Genomic DNA, 15,747 nt, shown 5'->3' on the forward strand with positions numbered 1-15,747 from the left:
GTGTGCTCCTTGTTCTATAAACCGATATCGCTTCTTTAGGCCCTTACCGCTTCGCGTGGCCGGACGGTTCGCTGTTCGATGTCCTTAACCCGCGCGGTGGCCTGCACCAGCCTCTGGACGTAGACGCCGGGAGTGACGATGTGGTTGGGATCCAGCTCGCCCGGCTGAACGATGACCTCTGCTTCGGCGATGGTGACTTTGCCGGCAGTGGCGACGACCGGGTTGAAATTCCTCGCCGTGTAGCGGTAGATCAGGTTTCCGTCCGTGTCCGCGGTGTGGGCGTGGACAAGCGCGACGTCGGCGGTGATGGCGCGCTCGCGGACGTACGTCACGCCGTCGAACTCTTCCAGTGGCTTGCCTTCGGCAACCAAGGTGCCCACGCCGGTCCGCGTGTAGAAGGCAGGGATGCCGGCGCCACCTGCGCGAAGGCGCTCGGCGAGGGTGCCTTGCGGAGTGAATTCGACGTCGAGCTTGCCCGCCAGATACTGCTCGGCAAACAGTTTGTTCTCGCCGACGTAGGAAGCGATGACCTTCCTGACCTGGCCTGCCTCGATCAGGACGCCGAGCCCCTTGCCATCCACGCCCATGTTGTTGGAGACGATGGTGAGATCCTTGGCGCCCGACTCCCGCACGGCATCGATCAGGTCGGCAGGGATGCCACTCAGGCCAAAACCCCCGACGGCGATGGTCAGGCCGTCTGCCATCAAGTCCTGGAGCGCTTGGGTTGCGCTAGTGTGCATCTTCGACATTGGAACTCCTCTTTGAGCCTTCGTGGTGGACATATCCACGTTGTGGACTTGTGACCTGTAGAGGAGCCTAGGTTTGATTCTTAACGAGGTCAATGGCGCTACTGCTTGGCTACTCACGGTGTGGACTGTAGGCTCAATGGCGTCCATATTGTGGATGAAAGTTCGTGTGGAGGCTGTTTTGGTGGCAGAGAAGACAAGTACAAACCCCGTGCAGGGTGCCCAAGTTGTGGGCCGTGTTGCCCTGCTGCTGAGGCTTGTTGGGCGCAAACCCGAGGGAACATCGTTAGCCGGATTGGTTCGCGAGTCAGGGCTGACGCGGCCCACCGTGCACCGGCTCCTAACGTCCCTGGCCGCGGAGGGTCTGCTGGAACACGATTCGGCCGCCGGGAAGTGGGTTCTGGGGCCGGAGATCTTCCTCCTTGGATCGGTAGCGGCGGCACGCTTCCCCATGGAGGACATCGCCAGGCCGTCCCTGCGCAGGCTCGCTGCCGAGACGGGCGAGAGCGCCTTCTTCTCGATCCGCCGCGGCAATGAAACCGTCTGCGTGTTGCGCGAGGAAGGTTCGTTTCCGGTGAGGTCCTTCGTACTGCATGAGGGGGTACGTTTTCCGCTGGGTGTTGCCTCTGCAGGGACTGCGATTATGGCCTTTCTTTCTCCTGAGGAGCAGGAAGGGCTGCTGGAGGACTGGCCAGCGCATGCTGGCGACTTTGCCGTGGGGCATCCGGCCGATGTGGTGCGGGACAACCTTGAACGGACCCGGCTGACGGGCTACTCGGTGAATCCGGGGCTGATCCTTGAAGGAAGTTGGGGGATGGGCGCGGCCGTTTTTGACCAACAAGGGCGGCCCGCATGGGCCCTTTCCCTAACGGGGATCGAACCTCGGTTCCGCCCTGATCGACAGGAATTCCTCGGCAAGTTGCTGCTTGAGGAAGCTCACCGGATGACCGCGAAACTGCAAGGCTGACCCAAGTAAGTAGCAGATGATGCCGTTTTGAGCGTTCTAAACGGCATCATCTGCTACTCAGTTGGGCTAGCGCAGCTCCAGTCGCATGAGCACTCTCGGGAAACCGTTGAGGACGGACGTTGTCTCTGCGACTTTTGTGAATCCGGCCTTCTCGAAGAGCCGGCGCGTGCCCACGTACGCCATGGTCAGGTCCACTTTGTTGCCTTTGTTGTCCACGGGGTAGCCCTCAATGGCCGGCGCGCCATGGCTCTTTGCGAAGTCGATCGCACCCTGGAGCAGTGTATGGGAGATGCCCTTTCCGCGATGCCCGGGCCGCACGCGAATGCACCACACGGACCAGACCTCGGCGTCGTCCACGTGCGGGATCTTCCTATTCGTAGCGAAGCTCGTGTCGGCGCGGGGGTGGACGGCAGCCCACCCAACTACTTCGCCGCCGTCGTAAGCGAGAACGCCTGGCGGCGGATCCTCCGCAACCAGCTTTTCCACGAACTTTCCCCGCTCCTCCCGCTGGAGCGCAAGGTTCTGCTTCGAGGGAATCCGGTAACTCAGGCACCAGCACACGTTGGCGTCAGGACGTTTGGGGCCGACGATGGTTTTCACGTCCTCGAACACCGCTGCGGGCCGAACTTCGATTGCCATGCGGCCTATCCTGTCATCCGCCCCGACGCGCCGGACCTTAATTCCTGATAATTTCCAGGACAGCGTCACGCACGAGGGTCATAGTCCCGGCAGTCTTAGCCTCGACGTTGAGCCGCAGCAGTTCTTCCGTGTTTGAAGCCCGGACGTTGAACCACCAGTCTCCTGATTCCGCGGTCACGGTTAGACCATCCAAATCATCAATGAGAGATCCGTCCACCTGTTCGTAGAGTGCCTGGATGTCTGCAATCAACCGGACACCGTCCGTCACGGCTGAGTTGATTTCACCGCTTGAGGAGTACGGTTCGTACTGCCGTGCAAGGCTGGAAAGCGGCGAGGGCTGTTCGCCAAGGGCGGCGAGGACGTGCATTGCGGCGAGCATGCCGGTGTCCGCGTTGTAGAAGTCGCGGAAGTAGTAGTGGGCGGAATGTTCACCACCGAACACAGCCTCCTCTTCGGCCATGCGGGCCTTGATGAACGAGTGGCCCACCCGTGTACGTACCGGACGACCGCCAGCGGCTTGAATGAACTCTGGAACCGACTGCGACGTAATCAGGTTGTGGATCACGGCGGGCTCCACCTCCCCGGCCGCTCGAGCCTTGGAAATTTCACGCACTGCAATCATGGACGTTATGGCGGAGGGTGTGACGGGTTGTCCGGTCTCATCGACAACAAAGCAGCGGTCCGCATCGCCGTCGAACGCCAGCCCAAGGTCGGCGCCGTGGGCGAGTACGGCTGCCTGCAGATCGCGGAGGTTCTCCGGTTCCAGGGGGTTGGCCGGGTGGTTGGGGAAGTTGCCGTCCAACTGAAAATACAGGGGGACAATGGTCAGCGGCAGTGCCTGTAGAACTTGGCTGTCCAGCACCGCGGGAACTGTCATTCCCGCCATTCCGTTTCCGGCGTCGACAACAACCTTGAGCGGACGAATGCCGGAAAGATCTACGAGGGAACGCAGCTTGCGGGCATACTCTTTAAGGACGTCGAGTGAGCTCACAGTCCCCACTGATTCGGCCTCGGGAATACCTTCATTCAGGTAGCGCTGGGCGAGATCCCTGATATCGAACAGTCCTGAATCGGATGAGATGGGGATGGCTCCAGCCTTGGCCATTTTGATTCCGTTGTACTGCGCTGGGTTGTGGCTGGCCGTAAAGATGGCGCCCGCCGCGTCGAGCGATCCGCAGGCAAAGTAGAGTTCGTCGGTCGAAATCAATCCGAGGTCGTACACATCGGCACCCCGGGTGGAGGCGCCCTGCGAAAATGCCTCGACAAACCCGGGGGATGAACGACGCATGTCACCGCCGCAGAACACGGTCTTCCCCGCAAGGCCCAGAACGTCGACGAACGCGGCACCGATGGCTCGTGCGATCTGATCGGTCAGTGTAGTGCCGACTATGCCGCGGACATCGTAGGCCTTGAATGACGAGGACAGATCCATAAGTCTCCTTGAGGGCACCTTTTGAGAGGAAGCGAACGCTTAATGTTCGAATAACAACAAAAGCCTATCGGATGCCGAAGTCCGTATCCGTATATGAACCGACGCGTCGGCCAGGGACTTCGCTGCAACCGCAAGTAGTGGCGATTTCAAGCCGGACGGACTTTGGGGCCGTTGCATCGAGTGTGAGGGAGACGGTTTCGCCGCTATTGGTGGAAACCCGCAGGGTGCTTTCTTCGGATGAAACGTCAAACATGGTGGTCCTCTTGGTCGGTTATGGGTTGGCGAGCGGGCTCAGCCGACGGCGTCCAGGACGCCTCGAACAATGGTGGCGGCTGCGCCGAGGTAGGCCAGCACGATCAGCAGTATCTGCGCGGCTCGCGCTGACACCCGCTTGGACGCGAGGTCGCCCAGGACGAGTCCCACGACGCACGCAGCGGCCACAGCCAGCCACATGGTGATCGGCAGAACGGGAAACGATTCCGGCGCGGTGACCGCCTTGGAGATGAGCGATAACGAGCCGATGGTGAAAAAATACGGCTGCATCGTGGCTGCGAACGACTTGTGCTGCCACCGCGTCGCTATCGAGTACATACTGACGGCCGGTCCTCCCACTCCTGCCGCAGTATTCATGAAACCGCTGAGACCTCCGGCGGTGAAGAGGTATCGGCGCCGTTTAGGCAGGACTGCCGACTTCATGACAAGAAGTACCGTGAGCCCGACAGCGAGGATGACGCCTATCGAGATCTCCAGGACAGCGGGCGGCATGAACCGTATGAGGATGGCCGCGGGGACAATCCCCAGGAGTGCTGATGCGGCCAGTGCCATGTATCGCTTCCAGTCAATATCCCGCACGACGCGGAAGATGATGGCACCGGCCGTCACGGCTCCACAGACGTTGACCAGCACCACACCCTCCACCGGGCCCAGCAGCAGAACCAGGAAGGGGGCCGCCACCAGTGCGAATCCCATCCCGGTCACGCGCTGCATCCCGGCGCCCATGACGACGGCGCCCAGCACCAGCCCGGTGGTCAGCATTTACGCCTTCCAGGCAATGTACTGAACCTCCTCGAATTCCTCGAGGCCGAGGCTCGATCCTTCCCGGCCCAGGCCGGACTGCTTGGCGCCGCCCATGGGTGCGAAAGCCACAGACGGAAGGGGATCGTTGACTCCGACAATGCCGGCTTCCAGCTGCTCGGGAATGTCCCAGCCGCGCTTTGGGCTGTTGGTCCACACGTACGCGGCGAGCCCCATTTCTGTGGCATTTGCTTTGCGGATTGCTTCCTCTTCCGATGAGAAGGTGACCACCCCGGCGGCGGGTCCAAAGACTTCTTCGCTCACCAGTGGGGCGTCGTCGGGAACGTCTGCCAGGAGCGTGGGGGCCATAAAGGAACCTTGTCCAGGAACGTGGGTTCGCTCGGTGACCCGGCGGGCGCCGCGACTGAGGGCATCGTCCACCAAAGCCTGTACGGCAGCCGCCCTTTCGGCGTCGATCACCGGACCAAGATCCGGAACGGGAGTGTCATCGTCGGGAACGCCGTGCCCAATGGTCATCGCATCAAATCGCGCAGCCAACTTGCGGGCGAATTCGTCTGCCACGCAGTCCTGGACCAGGAAACGGTTGGCAGCTACGCAGGACTGGCCAGTGTTACGGAGCCTGCCAAGCACTGCGCCCTCAACCGCGGCATCAAGGTCGGCGTCCTCGAAGACGATGAACGGTGCGTTGCCGCCCAGTTCGAGCAGCGGCCTCACCACCCGTTCGGAGGCAGACGCCATGATTTGCCGGCCGACGCCGGTGGAGCCGGTGAAGCTGACCGCCCGCACTGCGGGGTGCTTAAGCAGCGCTCCGGTAATGTCCCGGGATGGTCCGTGGACCAGATTTACGACGCCGGCCGGGAACCCTGCATCGTGCAGGATCTCGAACAGTCCAGTAGCGGCGAGGGGTGCCTTTTCGGAGACTCGACCCACCACGGTGCAGCCTGCTGCGAGCATGGCTGCGAGCTTTCGGGCTTGGATGGAAACCGGGAAGTTCCACGGCGTGAGGCTGAGGGCGACGCCGATTGGCTTGCGGCTGCTGAGATGATGGCGGCCCCGGAGTTCCGGTGGGTTGACCGTTCCGGTGGTGCGGCGTGCTTCCTCAGCAAACCACCGGAGGTATTCCACCGAGAATTCCACTTCGCCCTGAGCTTCAGGGAGTCGTTTGCCGGCTTCCAGCGCCAAGGTGTGGGCCAGTTCGTCACGGCGCTCGGCCAGTAGACCTGCGGCGTTGTGGAGCAGGTCGGCCCGGGTGCGGGCTGTGGTCCGGGACCAGCTGCTGAACGCCTCTGCAGCGGCATCCGCGGCTTTGGTCGCTTCCTCCGTGCCTCCCCAAGCCACCTCGCCCACGGTGGTCCCGTTTCCGGGATCGGTGACGTCCTTGAACGTTCCGGCCGAGTGCCAGGTCCCATTGATCAGATGCTGTGCCGATTTCAGGTTCACGTGTATTGCCTTTCGTTGGCTGGAAGAAGTTTGGAGGTGTTCATCCCTTGCTGGCACCGGCGGTGATGCCCGCCACGAAGTAGCGCTGCAGGAAGATGTAGGCCACCACCACCGGCAGGGAGGCAAGGATGACTCCTGCGAACAACAGCGGGTAGTTGGTTTGGAATTCGCCTTGGAAGCTCAGCAAAGCCAACGGGAGGGTGCGGTTTCCGGGGGACTGGATGAACAAGAGGGGGTAAAGCAGCTCATTCCAGTGAATGACGAACAAGAAGATGGCCGCCGCCGCGATTGATGGTGTGGAGAGCGGCAGTGCGATCGAGGCGTAGGTCTTCCACAGGCCGGTTCCGTCGATGGAGGACGCTTCGTAGAGTTCTTTTGGAAGTGTGCGCATGAAACCGCCAAGGATGAACACGGCGATCGGCAGCGTGGAGACCACGTTGGCCAAGATCAATCCCTGGAGGTTGTCCAGCAGTCCGAGCCGTCCGAAGAGTACGTAAAGCGGGACCATGTTGGCCTGGGCGGGGATGGCCATACCGAGCACGAGGAAGCCGAAGATGGCCCAGGACACGAAGCCCTTGAGGCGGGACACGGCGTAACCGGCCAGGCTGGCAATAAAGAGCGTGACTGGTACGGAGACGGCGGTGACGATGACGCTGTTCCAGAAGGAGGAACCCAGGTCCTGGCCGCCGATCACCTCGGCGTAGTTGGCGGGGGAGAGGGAACGCGGCAGGCTGAACGGGCCTTCGAACAATTCCTGCGTGGATTTGAAGCTGCCGAAACCTACCACGGTCAGCGGAATGATGATGATTAGCGCGTAGATGCCGAGGATGGCGCGGCGGCTTATTGAAGCGAGCATGCTGTCATTCCCCCTTTGGGGTCAGCCGGAGCAACCGGCGCTGAATCCACGTGACCAAGGCAATCATCGCCATGAAGATGATCGACTGGGCGGCGGCGTAGCCGAACTCCGAGTTGGCAAAAGTGCTGTAGATGCGGGTGGAGAGTATGTCCAGCGAGCTCTTCGGCGGGTTGCCCGCGATGCCCAGGATCAGGTCGAAAGCCTTGAACGATTGCACGGTGGTGTAGGCCACGACGATGGATGTTGCAGGGGCCACGAAAGGCCAGGTGATGGACTTGAATTGCTGCCATTTGTTGGCACCGTCCATTTCCGCTGCCTCGTAGAGTTCCCGCGGTATGGACTGCAGGCCTGCGATGTAGACCACCATCATCTGTCCGGCATGGAACCAGACCTGGGTAACGGCTACCCAGTAGAGCGCCTGGTTGCTGTCACCGAGGTAGGACCCTTGGAGTCCTTGGAGTCCCGTGGCACCCAGCACCGAGTTGGCCAGGCCGAAGTTGGGATCGTAGATGAACTTCCAAATGAAGGCCACGGACACTGAGGACAGGATGGTTGGGAAGAAGAACAACGCCCGCAGCAGGATGCCGCCACGCGAGTTCTTTGTCAGGAGCAGGGCCAGCACAAGCGAGAACGCCGTTTGGGCTATGACTACCAGCAGTACGAACTTCAGGTTGTTGGTCAGCGCGTTGGTGAACAACGAGTCCTTGGTGAACGCCCGGATGAAGTTGTCCACGCCCACGTAGTCGAACGCCGCCGAGAAGCCGTTCCAGTCCGTAACGGCATACTGGAAAGCCTGAAGGGTGGGCATCACGAGGAAGAATGCGATGACCGCGACGGCGGGGAGCGGGAAGAGGTACAGCGCAGGATTAACGCGGGTAGGGGACCGGCGCTTCTTCGTCGCACTTTCCATCCTTCTGTCCGGCGCCTTTCGCTTGGCAGCCATTCCGGTGTGGGTGCTCATAGCCGTTCATCCACAATCTTCTGGGCAGCTTCGGCCGCTTGCTCAGGGCTCGTGCCGGAGATGACAGCCGTTGCGCTGGCCTCCACGGCGTTACGTACGTCCAGGTTCTGGAACTGGAAGCGGGCTGCCAGCGCCGTCCTCTTATCCAGCCATGGGCTCAAACGCTTGAGGTCCGCGTTGGTGTATTCGACGTCCTTGACGGAAACGTGCTGAGCCGTCTGGTTGGCGTAGTAGGCGGCATTTTCAGGTTCGGACAGGAAATCAATCCATGCTGCCGCCGCGGCCTGGTGCTTGCTTGCAGAATTGACGCCGAGGATGAACGTGGCGTTGTAGGCGCCCTCGTACTTGGCTTTCCCGTCGGTGGACGTGTTGGGGAATACCAGCTCGATGGGGAATTTAGCCCCCAGGTTGCGGACCGCGGCAATGTGGTAGGACCCCGTGGCCAGCATGGCCGCCTTGCCTTGTGAGAACAGGTTCTGGGCGGGCTCTACCGCGGTGCCCGTGGCGTTGGGCTGCAGGAAGGGGGCCAAGTCCTTGTACTGGTTCAGCATCTTGATGAACCAGTCGTCAGTGCACTTGAGCTTACCCTGCTCGATTTGGGAACACATATCATCCACGGGCGCGTTGTTGGCGATCATGCAATTGAAGAGCTGGCCACCGTTTCCTACATCGCCGCCGGGCCATGAGATGGGCGTTACGCCGGAGGCCGCCAGCTTCTCACACATGTTGAGGAAGGCATTCCAGTCCTTCGGAGCGAGCTCGGCCCCGGCTTTGTCGAACAGGTCCGTGTTGGCCATGGGCATGGGGAAGACCACTTGATAGGGCAAGCCCAATTGGCTGTCTCCAGACTGCCCGGCCGTGAGCAAGCCTTTCTGGTAGTTGCCAACGGCCTTGCTGTTCTTAAGCTCGGTGTAGATTCCGGCCTCGCCGAAGTTCTTGAACTGAGCGCCCCGGAACGTGGCAAACGCGTCCCCGATGGCCGCGCCTCGGACCTTCTGCAAACCCTGGGCGTTGTAGTCGTTGGAAGTCGAGATGTCCTGGGCGACCTCCACGCCGTTATTCTTTGCAACGAAGCGCTTGATCAGCTCGTCGAACACTGCTTTGTCTTCGCCACGCCAGTGAGCGAAGGACACCTTGCCGGTGATATCACCGGTTGCCGGAGCAACCGGCCCGGTGGAGCCACCCGGGGTTGTGGAACCGCCAGGTCCTGCGCATGCCGCGGCGGTGGCGCCGAGACCCAGGGCACCAAGAACGGCCATTGCCTGCCTGCGTGAAATCTGACTCACAAAATTCTCCTCATTGAGTGTTGCTGTGCCTAGTTTTTTGGAACGGGGGGGGGGGCGCCTTCACGGCCTCCGGGACGGATCAAGCGGTGGTTCGTTGTGCGGATACCACCTCATCGACCACGGCGCAGAGCCGCTGCAGCCGACTGACAGCATCGGTGGACAAGGATTCGACCACGTCGGCGGAGCCGATGCAGGACGCCCACACGGCTCGTCCGGACAGGAACCCGCTGGCCCCTTCCAGACATGCCCATCGGACGGCGTCAGGGAATATGTCCTCCGGTACGCCGGATGAGAGAACCACCCAGGGGCCGTCGATGGCTTTAGTCAGTTCGGCGCAAGCTGCACGGACCTCCGCCTCAGGGGCTTGGCCTTTGAACGGGACCTCCGCCTTGTAAAGATCGGCACCCAGGCGGCCGAGTTCCTTGGCCGCGGCCAGGATGCCGGCGTTCCAGTCGAAGTCTCCCCCCTCCAGAGGCTTACGGGAGACGGGTTCGATGATGCTGAGCAACCCCGCGGACTTGCAGCTCTCCACGAATTCACGGACCATCGCCACCCGCCCCTCGGCGGGTTCGTCCGGGCGGTAGAGCACCAGGAGCTTTAGTGCCTTGGCGCCAAGGGCAGCGTACTTCGCTGGATCAACCAGTTTGTCGATGGTCACTTCACCCACCAGTTCGCCATGGGCAGACTCGAAGTGGTCGGCGGAGGCGATGAGTCCGCAGCTGGGGTCCACCACGTTCTCTTCAATGGCCTGATCCAGTGCGAATTGGCGATCGATGAGCACGCCGGAGGCGTACGGAGTGAGGATCCGGGCCGCAGCGAGTTTGAAGTCGCGGAGATCCTGGTCGGTTACAGGCCGGTCAGTGTGCTCGGCGAACATGTTCCGCATGGCTTCGCGCTGATCGACAGCGAGCATGGCGAACGCACCTGACGGACGCTGGAGGGAGGAAAGATCGGTAACGCTCATGGGCTGCTTCTTTCAGCTAGACAGTGTGATTGGTGGTCAAAGCGGGGGTTATGGCCTGGCGGGGAATCATGGAGCGCCCGTCCAGGCCTGCGCAGGATGCCGAGGCCGTGCGGCTTGCGAATGCCGAGGCCTCGCGTAGGGGGAGCCCTGCCGCAACGGCGGCGAGGATGGCGCCGTGGTAAACGTCGCCTGCGCCGAGCGTCGAAACGATCTCCGCAGGTGTTGCCGGTACGTGGAACGGAATGCCGCCCCGTTCCAGCCCCCAGGCTCCTTCGGAGCCTGCCGTGGCCACGACGGCGGAAGCTCCGCCGTCGACGGCTTTTTGCACGAGGGCCTCCGGGGACAAATCGTCACCGTACTCGGCACGCAAGCGTTCGATCGTTGGCACGTACAGTGCTACACCTTCCGGGCTGAAGGAAGGGATGGGGTTTCCGGCGTCCACACTGATCCGCAGGCCTGGCAGATTCGCTACGGCATTCCAGCCCAACTGGTCCACATGGACCCAGGCCGCACTGCGTACCAGTTCATGAAAGCGGCTGCCCGCGGGAAAGTGGACCGGAGGTACAGGTCGGGTGACGATCGCGCGGCTTTCGGTGGACCTGCTGACCACGATCACGCTGGCGCCCGTGCTGACGCCGGGATTCCGAATGACAGCCGACGTGTCTACGCCCTCGGCTTCGAGGCCGCTGATGATCCGGTCACCTTCCTCGTCTACCCCTACGACGCCGGCAAAAGCCGCCTTGGCTCCGGCACGGGCTGCCGCTACTGCCGCAGTGGCGGCCGGCCCGCCGCCTGCCGTTGCGAAATCGGCAGCCACGGTGCGGCTGTCGGCACTGGGGTAGTCCTGCACAAGGGCGATGGAGTCCAAAGTGGCACACCCGACGAAGAGCAGGGTTTCGGATGACTGTTGGTGCACGATCCACCTCGTTGTAGTTGGGCTGATTTGAAAAAATATACACACGCTATGTGTGAAAAACAACACATTCTGTATAGTGATGTTTGGGATGCAACGTCGGTCCCCCAACTCAACGCAGAGAAACGGAGCAGCTCATGGCATTGCCCTCTGGGGAAACAGCCCAAACCATTCGCTACGGCCTTATCGGCGCCGGCCACATGGCCCGCGAACATGTGCGTAACCTTGCTTTGATCCCAGGAAGCCGAATTACCGCGGTCTCCGATCCCACGCGCGCGTCCCTCGACCAGACGTCGGGCGAAATTGGCTACGAGGTGAAGACGTACTCCTCGCATCGGGAACTGCTGGCATCGGGGCACGTGGACGCGCTTGTGATCGCGAGCCCGAACGACACACACCTGGGAATTTTGAAGGACATTTTCGCCAGCGGCACCAACCTGCCCGTCCTGGTGGAAAAGCCCGTCTGCACCAGTGCGGAGCAGGCTGACGAGCTGGAAATCCTTGCCGCTTCGTACACCGCCCCGGTGTGGGTGGCCATGGAGTACCGCTATATGCCGCCCGTGCAGGAAATCATTCAGGCCGCACACGGTGGCAAGCTAGGGAATATCCATATGCTCTCGATCGTCGAACATCGTTTTCCGTTCCTGCACAAGGTGGGCGATTGGAACAGGTTTGCGGATCGCACCGGGGGCACTCTGGTAGAAAAATGCTGTCATTTCTTCGATCTGATGCGCCTGATCCTTCAGGACGAGCCAACCCGCGTCTACGCCAGCGGCGGACACGACGTCAACCACCTTGACGAGGTCTACGACGGCCGCACCCCGGACATGGTGGACAACGCCTACGTGATCGTCGACTTCAAGCGCGGCAGCCGCGCCATGCTGGAGCTGTCCATGTTCGCTGAGGGGTCCAAATTCCAGGAACGCATCTCGATTGTGGGCGACACGGCCAAAATCGAGACCCTCATCCCCGTCGCCGCCAACCACTGGATTGAGGGTGACGAGACTGAAGCCACGGTCGAGTTCAGTCCGCGATCACCGCTGGGACCGGAAAAGCATGAAGTTCCTGTCGATGAAGCAGTCCTTGCCGCCGGGGCACACCACGGATCCACTTACTATGAGCACCTCGGTTACCGGAAGGCCATACTGGGTGAAGGTTCGGTTGATGTGACGGTGGCAGATGGTCTTCAATCCGTCAGGATGGGCTTGGCAGCCGAGCGGTCCATTGTTGAAGGGCGCGCCATTGAACTCGACGCAGCGAAGGTTGTTGCTCGGAAGTAAGTAAGATTGTGTTGGAATTACAACACTTTGCGACACCCTTAGTCGTCCAGGTGTACACGAGGAAAGGGGAGGCCATGAGCATCGCACGGGAAGAGGCGCCGCTGACGCCCCGTCAGCGCACCATTCTGGACGAGCTCGGCCGTCGGGGGTTCCTTTCCACCGCGGACTTGGCAGGAACGTTCGATGTCTCTGACATGACAGTCCGCCGCGACACCCGGGCGCTGTCCAAGCTCGGGCTGGTCAAGGTGGTCCACGGTGGGGTAAGCGCCGTGGAGGGCCACGGGCAGAACGCTGACTTCGCGGCGCGTGCCCGCGAGGATGCCGACGCGAAGCAGCGCGTCGCCAAGGCCTGTGTGGACCTGGTGGCTGACCGTGACGCCATCATTCTTGATGCGGGAACTACGACCTACCAGATCGCCCAGGAACTGCCGACATCTTTCATGGGCACGATCATCACCCATTCGGCGCCCGCGATACAGAGGTGCCTGCAGCTGACGTCTGCACGCACCATTTGCTTGGGTGGCGAACTGTTATTGGACAGCCAGGCGTTCAACGGTCCCATGACCGTCAGCGCCGCACAAGGTCTGCGCGCCAAGACCGCATTCATTGGTGTCAGCGGGATCCACGACGAAGCGTTTTACATTGAACGGGATGTAGAACGCGCCACGAAACTCGCCCTCATGGCATCGGCCGAGCAGGTGGTGGTGGTTGCTACGCATCAGAAAATGCTGCGGTATGCGCTGGCCAAGCTGGCTGTATTTGATGCGGTTGACATTCTTGTGACGGATGCGCCCCCGCCACAGGAAATTGAAGCCGCGTTGAAAGCGGCCGACGTGAAACTCATCGTGGCGGCATGACCGCATAGTTGCGGTTCTGCCTACTGGAGCCTGAGGCTCCTGATGCGCCTTGGCCGCTCGCCGACGCTTTTTCGCGAAACCCTGTGATCCTTGGGCGCCCGCAGCCATGGATCACGACGCCCGAGCTCCCCGCTGTATTGATAGGTCGCCAATTGGCGTCCAAGTTTTTACCGTCAATGTCCGAAATCAAACTCACTCTGGTGGAATTCGATCATCGGGCGTTAGGATCAGAACAGGCCCGTTTCGGTGGCCGCAAAACTTATTGAGGAGATGCACATGACGTGGCTGAACAGCGCCGCTCACGCACGTTGGCTCGAAGCAGAAACGGATCGGCTCATCAATTTCGCAGCCGGTTCAAAGGTCGCCACCGGGTTCGGCTGGCTCGACAACTACGGCAAAGTGATCGCCGACAAGCCGACCCATCTGTGGATCACCGCCCGAATGGTTCATAGCTTTGCCGTCGCAGCATTGATGGGACGCCCTGGTGCTGCTGCCATGGTGGACCACGGCATTGCTGCGCTCAACGGAGTCTTCCGTGACAGCGAGCATGGCGGCTGGTACGCGGAGGTCGACGAGAACGGGGCCGTAAACGACACAAAGTCCGGTTATCAGCATTCCTTTGTACTGCTGGCTGCAGCCAGCGCCGTCGCGGCCCGGCGGCCAGGCGCCCGCGAGTTGCTCGACGAGGCGTTGCACATAGCTGACTCGAAATTTTGGGACCATGAAGCCAATATGTGCTTCGACTCCTGGAACCGCGACTTCATGGAAACCGAGGCATACCGCGGCGGAAACGCCAGCATGCATTCAGTTGAGGCGTACCTCATTGTTAGCGATGTGACCGGCGAGAACCGCTGGATTGAACGCGCACTCCACATCGCTGAAGTGCTCATTCATCAGTTCGCACGGAACAACAACTACCGCGTTTTCGAGCACTTTGACCCGGAATGGAATCCGATTCCCGAGTACAACACCGACGACCGCGCCAGCCAGTTCCGTGCTTACGGCGGAACTCCTGGCCACTGGGTCGAGTGGGCGCGCTTGCTCTTGCACCTTCGTGCCGGCCTTGAGGCTCGGGGCATGGAGGTCCCAGCGTGGCTGACGGAGGATGCGAGGGGCCTTTTCGATGCTGCCATCCGCGATGCCTGGGAGCCGGATGGTCATCCTGGATTCGTCTACTCGGTCGACTGGGACGGGAAGCCTGTTGTCACGTCCCGCATTCGTTGGGTGCCGGTTGAAGCGATCGGGGGCGCTGCTGCGCTCTATATGGCAACGGGAGACCAGACCTACGCGGACTGGTATGAGCGAATCTGGGATCACGCCCGCGATTGGTTCATCGACTACGAGCATGGCTCTTGGAAGCAAGAACTCGACGAGCGAGGCAACGTTGCCTCAACTGTCTGGTCAGGAAAAGCAGACATTTACCACTTGTGGCACTGCCTGGTGGTTCCCCGGTTGCCCTTGGCGCCGGGACTCGCGCCTGCACTTGCCGCAGGCTTGCTGGACGTTCGCCTTCGTACAGCCCAGGAAGCTGAGACGCCGCGCGCTGGTTGAACCGTGCGCCTGGCAAATTGACCAAAAGGCGGGGCGGTTCTGGCCCCGCCTAAAGGCTGCTGCGTCAACTCCAAGCAACGACATCAATACGGGGAAGGCGGACCGGGGGATCATTTTGACTTACCCCTGTCAAGGGACGACCTGCGCAGCAGAACCGGGGCACCAGCAACAGGCTGGTGCCCCGGCTGTCCGGGCTTGGCTCTCCTACTCGCGCTGGTTCGGTTAGACTGGCGGACGTGATGACCGGATCGGGCACCTGCCCTGCACGGATTGGCTACCCGGCCGACCTCTGAAGCCTTGCTGCGTCATAGGCGCGGCTGCCCCGCGGGCACCTCCTTGTGGATCGATGAACTGATGCCATCGAACGAAATCCACACAACAAGGAGTTATGCATGCCCGCACTTTTCAACCACACCATCATCGCGTCCATCGATCGCGCCGTCTCTGCCGAGTTCTACCGGTCCATCCTCGAAGCCGACGAAGCTCCCAATTGGGGCCCCTTCACCAACCTGACCTTGGATGGCGGCGTAATGCTCCAATTCGCTGAGCCCCCGGTCGAGATCCAGATGCAGCATTACGCCTTCCTCGTTGACGACCAGCATTTTGACCGCGCCTATCAGCGTCTGGTGAGCGCCGGCGTCGAGCATTGGGCGGACCCGCAGATGATCCGTCCGGGCGAGACCAACACGGAGCACGGTGGCCGGGGTGTCTACTTCAAGGACCCCTCTGGCCACGCGCTGGAGCTGATCACGAAGCCGTATTTTTAAGCCACCCGAGGCAAGGAGTCCCGGTCTTGTTCGCACATCCCCGCGTACAACGT

General features: G+C 61.3%; 16 protein-coding genes. 5 read left to right on the forward strand and 11 right to left on the reverse strand.

Annotated elements, in window-relative coordinates; genetic code table 11:
• Nucleotides 1–35: 35 nt before the first annotated feature.
• Nucleotides 36–749 (reverse strand): CoA transferase subunit A, encoded by a 714-nt coding sequence (locus ACFX4T_RS14955; protein WP_377652539.1) that lies wholly within the window; start codon nt 747–749, stop codon nt 36–38.
• A 181-nt stretch (nt 750–930) separates the two neighbouring features.
• Here ACFX4T_RS14955 and ACFX4T_RS14960 point away from each other — a divergent pair, with 181 nt between their 5' ends.
• Nucleotides 931–1,713, forward strand: coding sequence for an IclR family transcriptional regulator (locus ACFX4T_RS14960; protein ID WP_377652540.1), 783 nt, complete (start codon nt 931–933; stop codon nt 1,711–1,713).
• Between the two features lie 66 nt (nt 1,714–1,779).
• Here ACFX4T_RS14960 and ACFX4T_RS14965 read toward each other — a convergent pair whose 3' ends face one another.
• The 10 genes from ACFX4T_RS14965 to ACFX4T_RS15010 all read right to left on the reverse strand — a co-directional run bounded on the left by ACFX4T_RS14965 (nt 1,780) and on the right by ACFX4T_RS15010 (nt 11,242).
• Nucleotides 1,780–2,352, reverse strand: a complete 573-nt coding sequence (locus ACFX4T_RS14965) for a GNAT family N-acetyltransferase (RefSeq protein ID WP_377652541.1) — start codon at nt 2,350–2,352, stop codon at nt 1,780–1,782.
• A gap of 37 nt (nt 2,353–2,389) precedes the next feature.
• Entirely contained in the window at nt 2,390–3,784 is a 1,395-nt protein-coding gene (locus ACFX4T_RS14970) for a phosphomannomutase/phosphoglucomutase (protein ID WP_377652542.1), read from the reverse strand.
• A 64-nt stretch (nt 3,785–3,848) separates the two neighbouring features.
• Nucleotides 3,849–4,037 carry a hypothetical protein gene (locus tag ACFX4T_RS14975; RefSeq protein WP_223947718.1) on the reverse strand — a complete coding sequence of 63 codons (189 nt, stop codon included), beginning with the start codon at nt 4,035–4,037 and terminating at the stop codon, nt 3,849–3,851.
• 38 nt (nt 4,038–4,075) lie between these two features.
• Nucleotides 4,076–4,819, reverse strand: a complete 744-nt coding sequence (locus ACFX4T_RS14980; RefSeq protein WP_223947719.1) for a sulfite exporter TauE/SafE family protein — start codon at nt 4,817–4,819, stop codon at nt 4,076–4,078.
• Nucleotides 4,820–6,259 (reverse strand): NAD-dependent succinate-semialdehyde dehydrogenase, encoded by a 1,440-nt coding sequence (locus ACFX4T_RS14985; protein ID WP_223947720.1) that lies wholly within the window; start codon nt 6,257–6,259, stop codon nt 4,820–4,822.
• 40 nt (nt 6,260–6,299) lie between these two features.
• On the reverse strand, nt 6,300–7,115 hold the full coding sequence (locus ACFX4T_RS14990; RefSeq protein ID WP_377652543.1) for a carbohydrate ABC transporter permease: 816 nt from the start codon (nt 7,113–7,115) through the stop codon (nt 6,300–6,302).
• A 4-nt stretch (nt 7,116–7,119) separates the two neighbouring features.
• On the reverse strand, nt 7,120–8,076 hold the full coding sequence (locus ACFX4T_RS14995) for a carbohydrate ABC transporter permease (protein WP_223947722.1): 957 nt from the start codon (nt 8,074–8,076) through the stop codon (nt 7,120–7,122).
• The gene (locus ACFX4T_RS15000) at nt 8,073–9,362 is read right to left on the reverse strand and encodes an ABC transporter substrate-binding protein (RefSeq protein WP_377652544.1); all 1,290 of its coding nucleotides are present in this window, start codon (nt 9,360–9,362) and stop codon (nt 8,073–8,075) included. The genes ACFX4T_RS14995 and ACFX4T_RS15000 overlap by 4 nt, the downstream gene beginning before the upstream one ends.
• Before the next feature lie 79 nt (nt 9,363–9,441).
• A complete protein-coding gene (locus tag ACFX4T_RS15005) occupies nt 9,442–10,326 on the reverse strand; it encodes an aldolase (protein ID WP_377652545.1) in 885 nt (294 codons plus the stop codon).
• A 16-nt stretch (nt 10,327–10,342) separates the two neighbouring features.
• A complete protein-coding gene (locus ACFX4T_RS15010) occupies nt 10,343–11,242 on the reverse strand; it encodes a carbohydrate kinase family protein (protein ID WP_377652546.1) in 900 nt (299 codons plus the stop codon).
• A gap of 134 nt (nt 11,243–11,376) precedes the next feature.
• Between ACFX4T_RS15010 and ACFX4T_RS15015 the strand changes: the two genes are divergently transcribed.
• The 4 genes from ACFX4T_RS15015 to ACFX4T_RS15030 all read left to right on the forward strand — a co-directional run bounded on the left by ACFX4T_RS15015 (nt 11,377) and on the right by ACFX4T_RS15030 (nt 15,694).
• On the forward strand, nt 11,377–12,519 hold the full coding sequence (locus ACFX4T_RS15015) for a Gfo/Idh/MocA family protein (protein WP_223947726.1): 1,143 nt from the start codon (nt 11,377–11,379) through the stop codon (nt 12,517–12,519).
• Nucleotides 12,520–12,593: 74 nt separating this feature from the next.
• Nucleotides 12,594–13,376: a DeoR/GlpR family DNA-binding transcription regulator gene (locus ACFX4T_RS15020; protein ID WP_223947727.1), complete on the forward strand. Its 783-nt coding sequence runs from the start codon at nt 12,594–12,596 to the stop codon at nt 13,374–13,376.
• 276 nt (nt 13,377–13,652) lie between these two features.
• The gene (locus ACFX4T_RS15025; protein WP_223947728.1) at nt 13,653–14,927 is read left to right on the forward strand and encodes an AGE family epimerase/isomerase; all 1,275 of its coding nucleotides are present in this window, start codon (nt 13,653–13,655) and stop codon (nt 14,925–14,927) included.
• 392 nt (nt 14,928–15,319) lie between these two features.
• A complete protein-coding gene (locus ACFX4T_RS15030) occupies nt 15,320–15,694 on the forward strand; it encodes a VOC family protein (RefSeq protein ID WP_377652547.1) in 375 nt (124 codons plus the stop codon).
• Nucleotides 15,695–15,747: the final 53 nt, after the last annotated feature.

This window comes from Paenarthrobacter sp. YIM B13468, from assembly GCF_042788025.1.
GTDB classification, from domain to species: domain Bacteria; phylum Actinomycetota; class Actinomycetes; order Actinomycetales; family Micrococcaceae; genus Arthrobacter; species Arthrobacter aromaticivorans.

What these genes read in the sequence shown, in the direction of transcription:
- ACFX4T_RS15005 (WP_377652545.1), bottom strand. Translation starts at nt 10,326, where the DNA reads ATGAGCGTTACCGATCTTTCCTCCCTCCAGCGTCCGTCAGGTGCGTTC.
- ACFX4T_RS14975 (WP_223947718.1), bottom strand. Translation starts at nt 4,037, where the DNA reads ATGTTTGACGTTTCATCCGAAGAAAGCACCCTGCGGGTTTCCACCAAT.
- ACFX4T_RS14995 (WP_223947722.1), bottom strand. Translation starts at nt 8,076, where the DNA reads ATGAGCACCCACACCGGAATGGCTGCCAAGCGAAAGGCGCCGGACAGA.
- ACFX4T_RS14980 (WP_223947719.1), bottom strand. Translation starts at nt 4,819, where the DNA reads ATGCTGACCACCGGGCTGGTGCTGGGCGCCGTCGTCATGGGCGCCGGG.
- ACFX4T_RS14955 (WP_377652539.1), bottom strand. Translation starts at nt 749, where the DNA reads ATGTCGAAGATGCACACTAGCGCAACCCAAGCGCTCCAGGACTTGATG.
- ACFX4T_RS14990 (WP_377652543.1), bottom strand. Translation starts at nt 7,115, where the DNA reads ATGCTCGCTTCAATAAGCCGCCGCGCCATCCTCGGCATCTACGCGCTA.
- ACFX4T_RS14965 (WP_377652541.1), bottom strand. Translation starts at nt 2,352, where the DNA reads ATGGCAATCGAAGTTCGGCCCGCAGCGGTGTTCGAGGACGTGAAAACC.
- ACFX4T_RS15020 (WP_223947727.1), top strand. Translation starts at nt 12,594, where the DNA reads ATGAGCATCGCACGGGAAGAGGCGCCGCTGACGCCCCGTCAGCGCACC.
- ACFX4T_RS15030 (WP_377652547.1), top strand. Translation starts at nt 15,320, where the DNA reads ATGCCCGCACTTTTCAACCACACCATCATCGCGTCCATCGATCGCGCC.
- ACFX4T_RS15025 (WP_223947728.1), top strand. Translation starts at nt 13,653, where the DNA reads ATGACGTGGCTGAACAGCGCCGCTCACGCACGTTGGCTCGAAGCAGAA.
- ACFX4T_RS15015 (WP_223947726.1), top strand. Translation starts at nt 11,377, where the DNA reads ATGGCATTGCCCTCTGGGGAAACAGCCCAAACCATTCGCTACGGCCTT.
- ACFX4T_RS14970 (WP_377652542.1), bottom strand. Translation starts at nt 3,784, where the DNA reads ATGGATCTGTCCTCGTCATTCAAGGCCTACGATGTCCGCGGCATAGTC.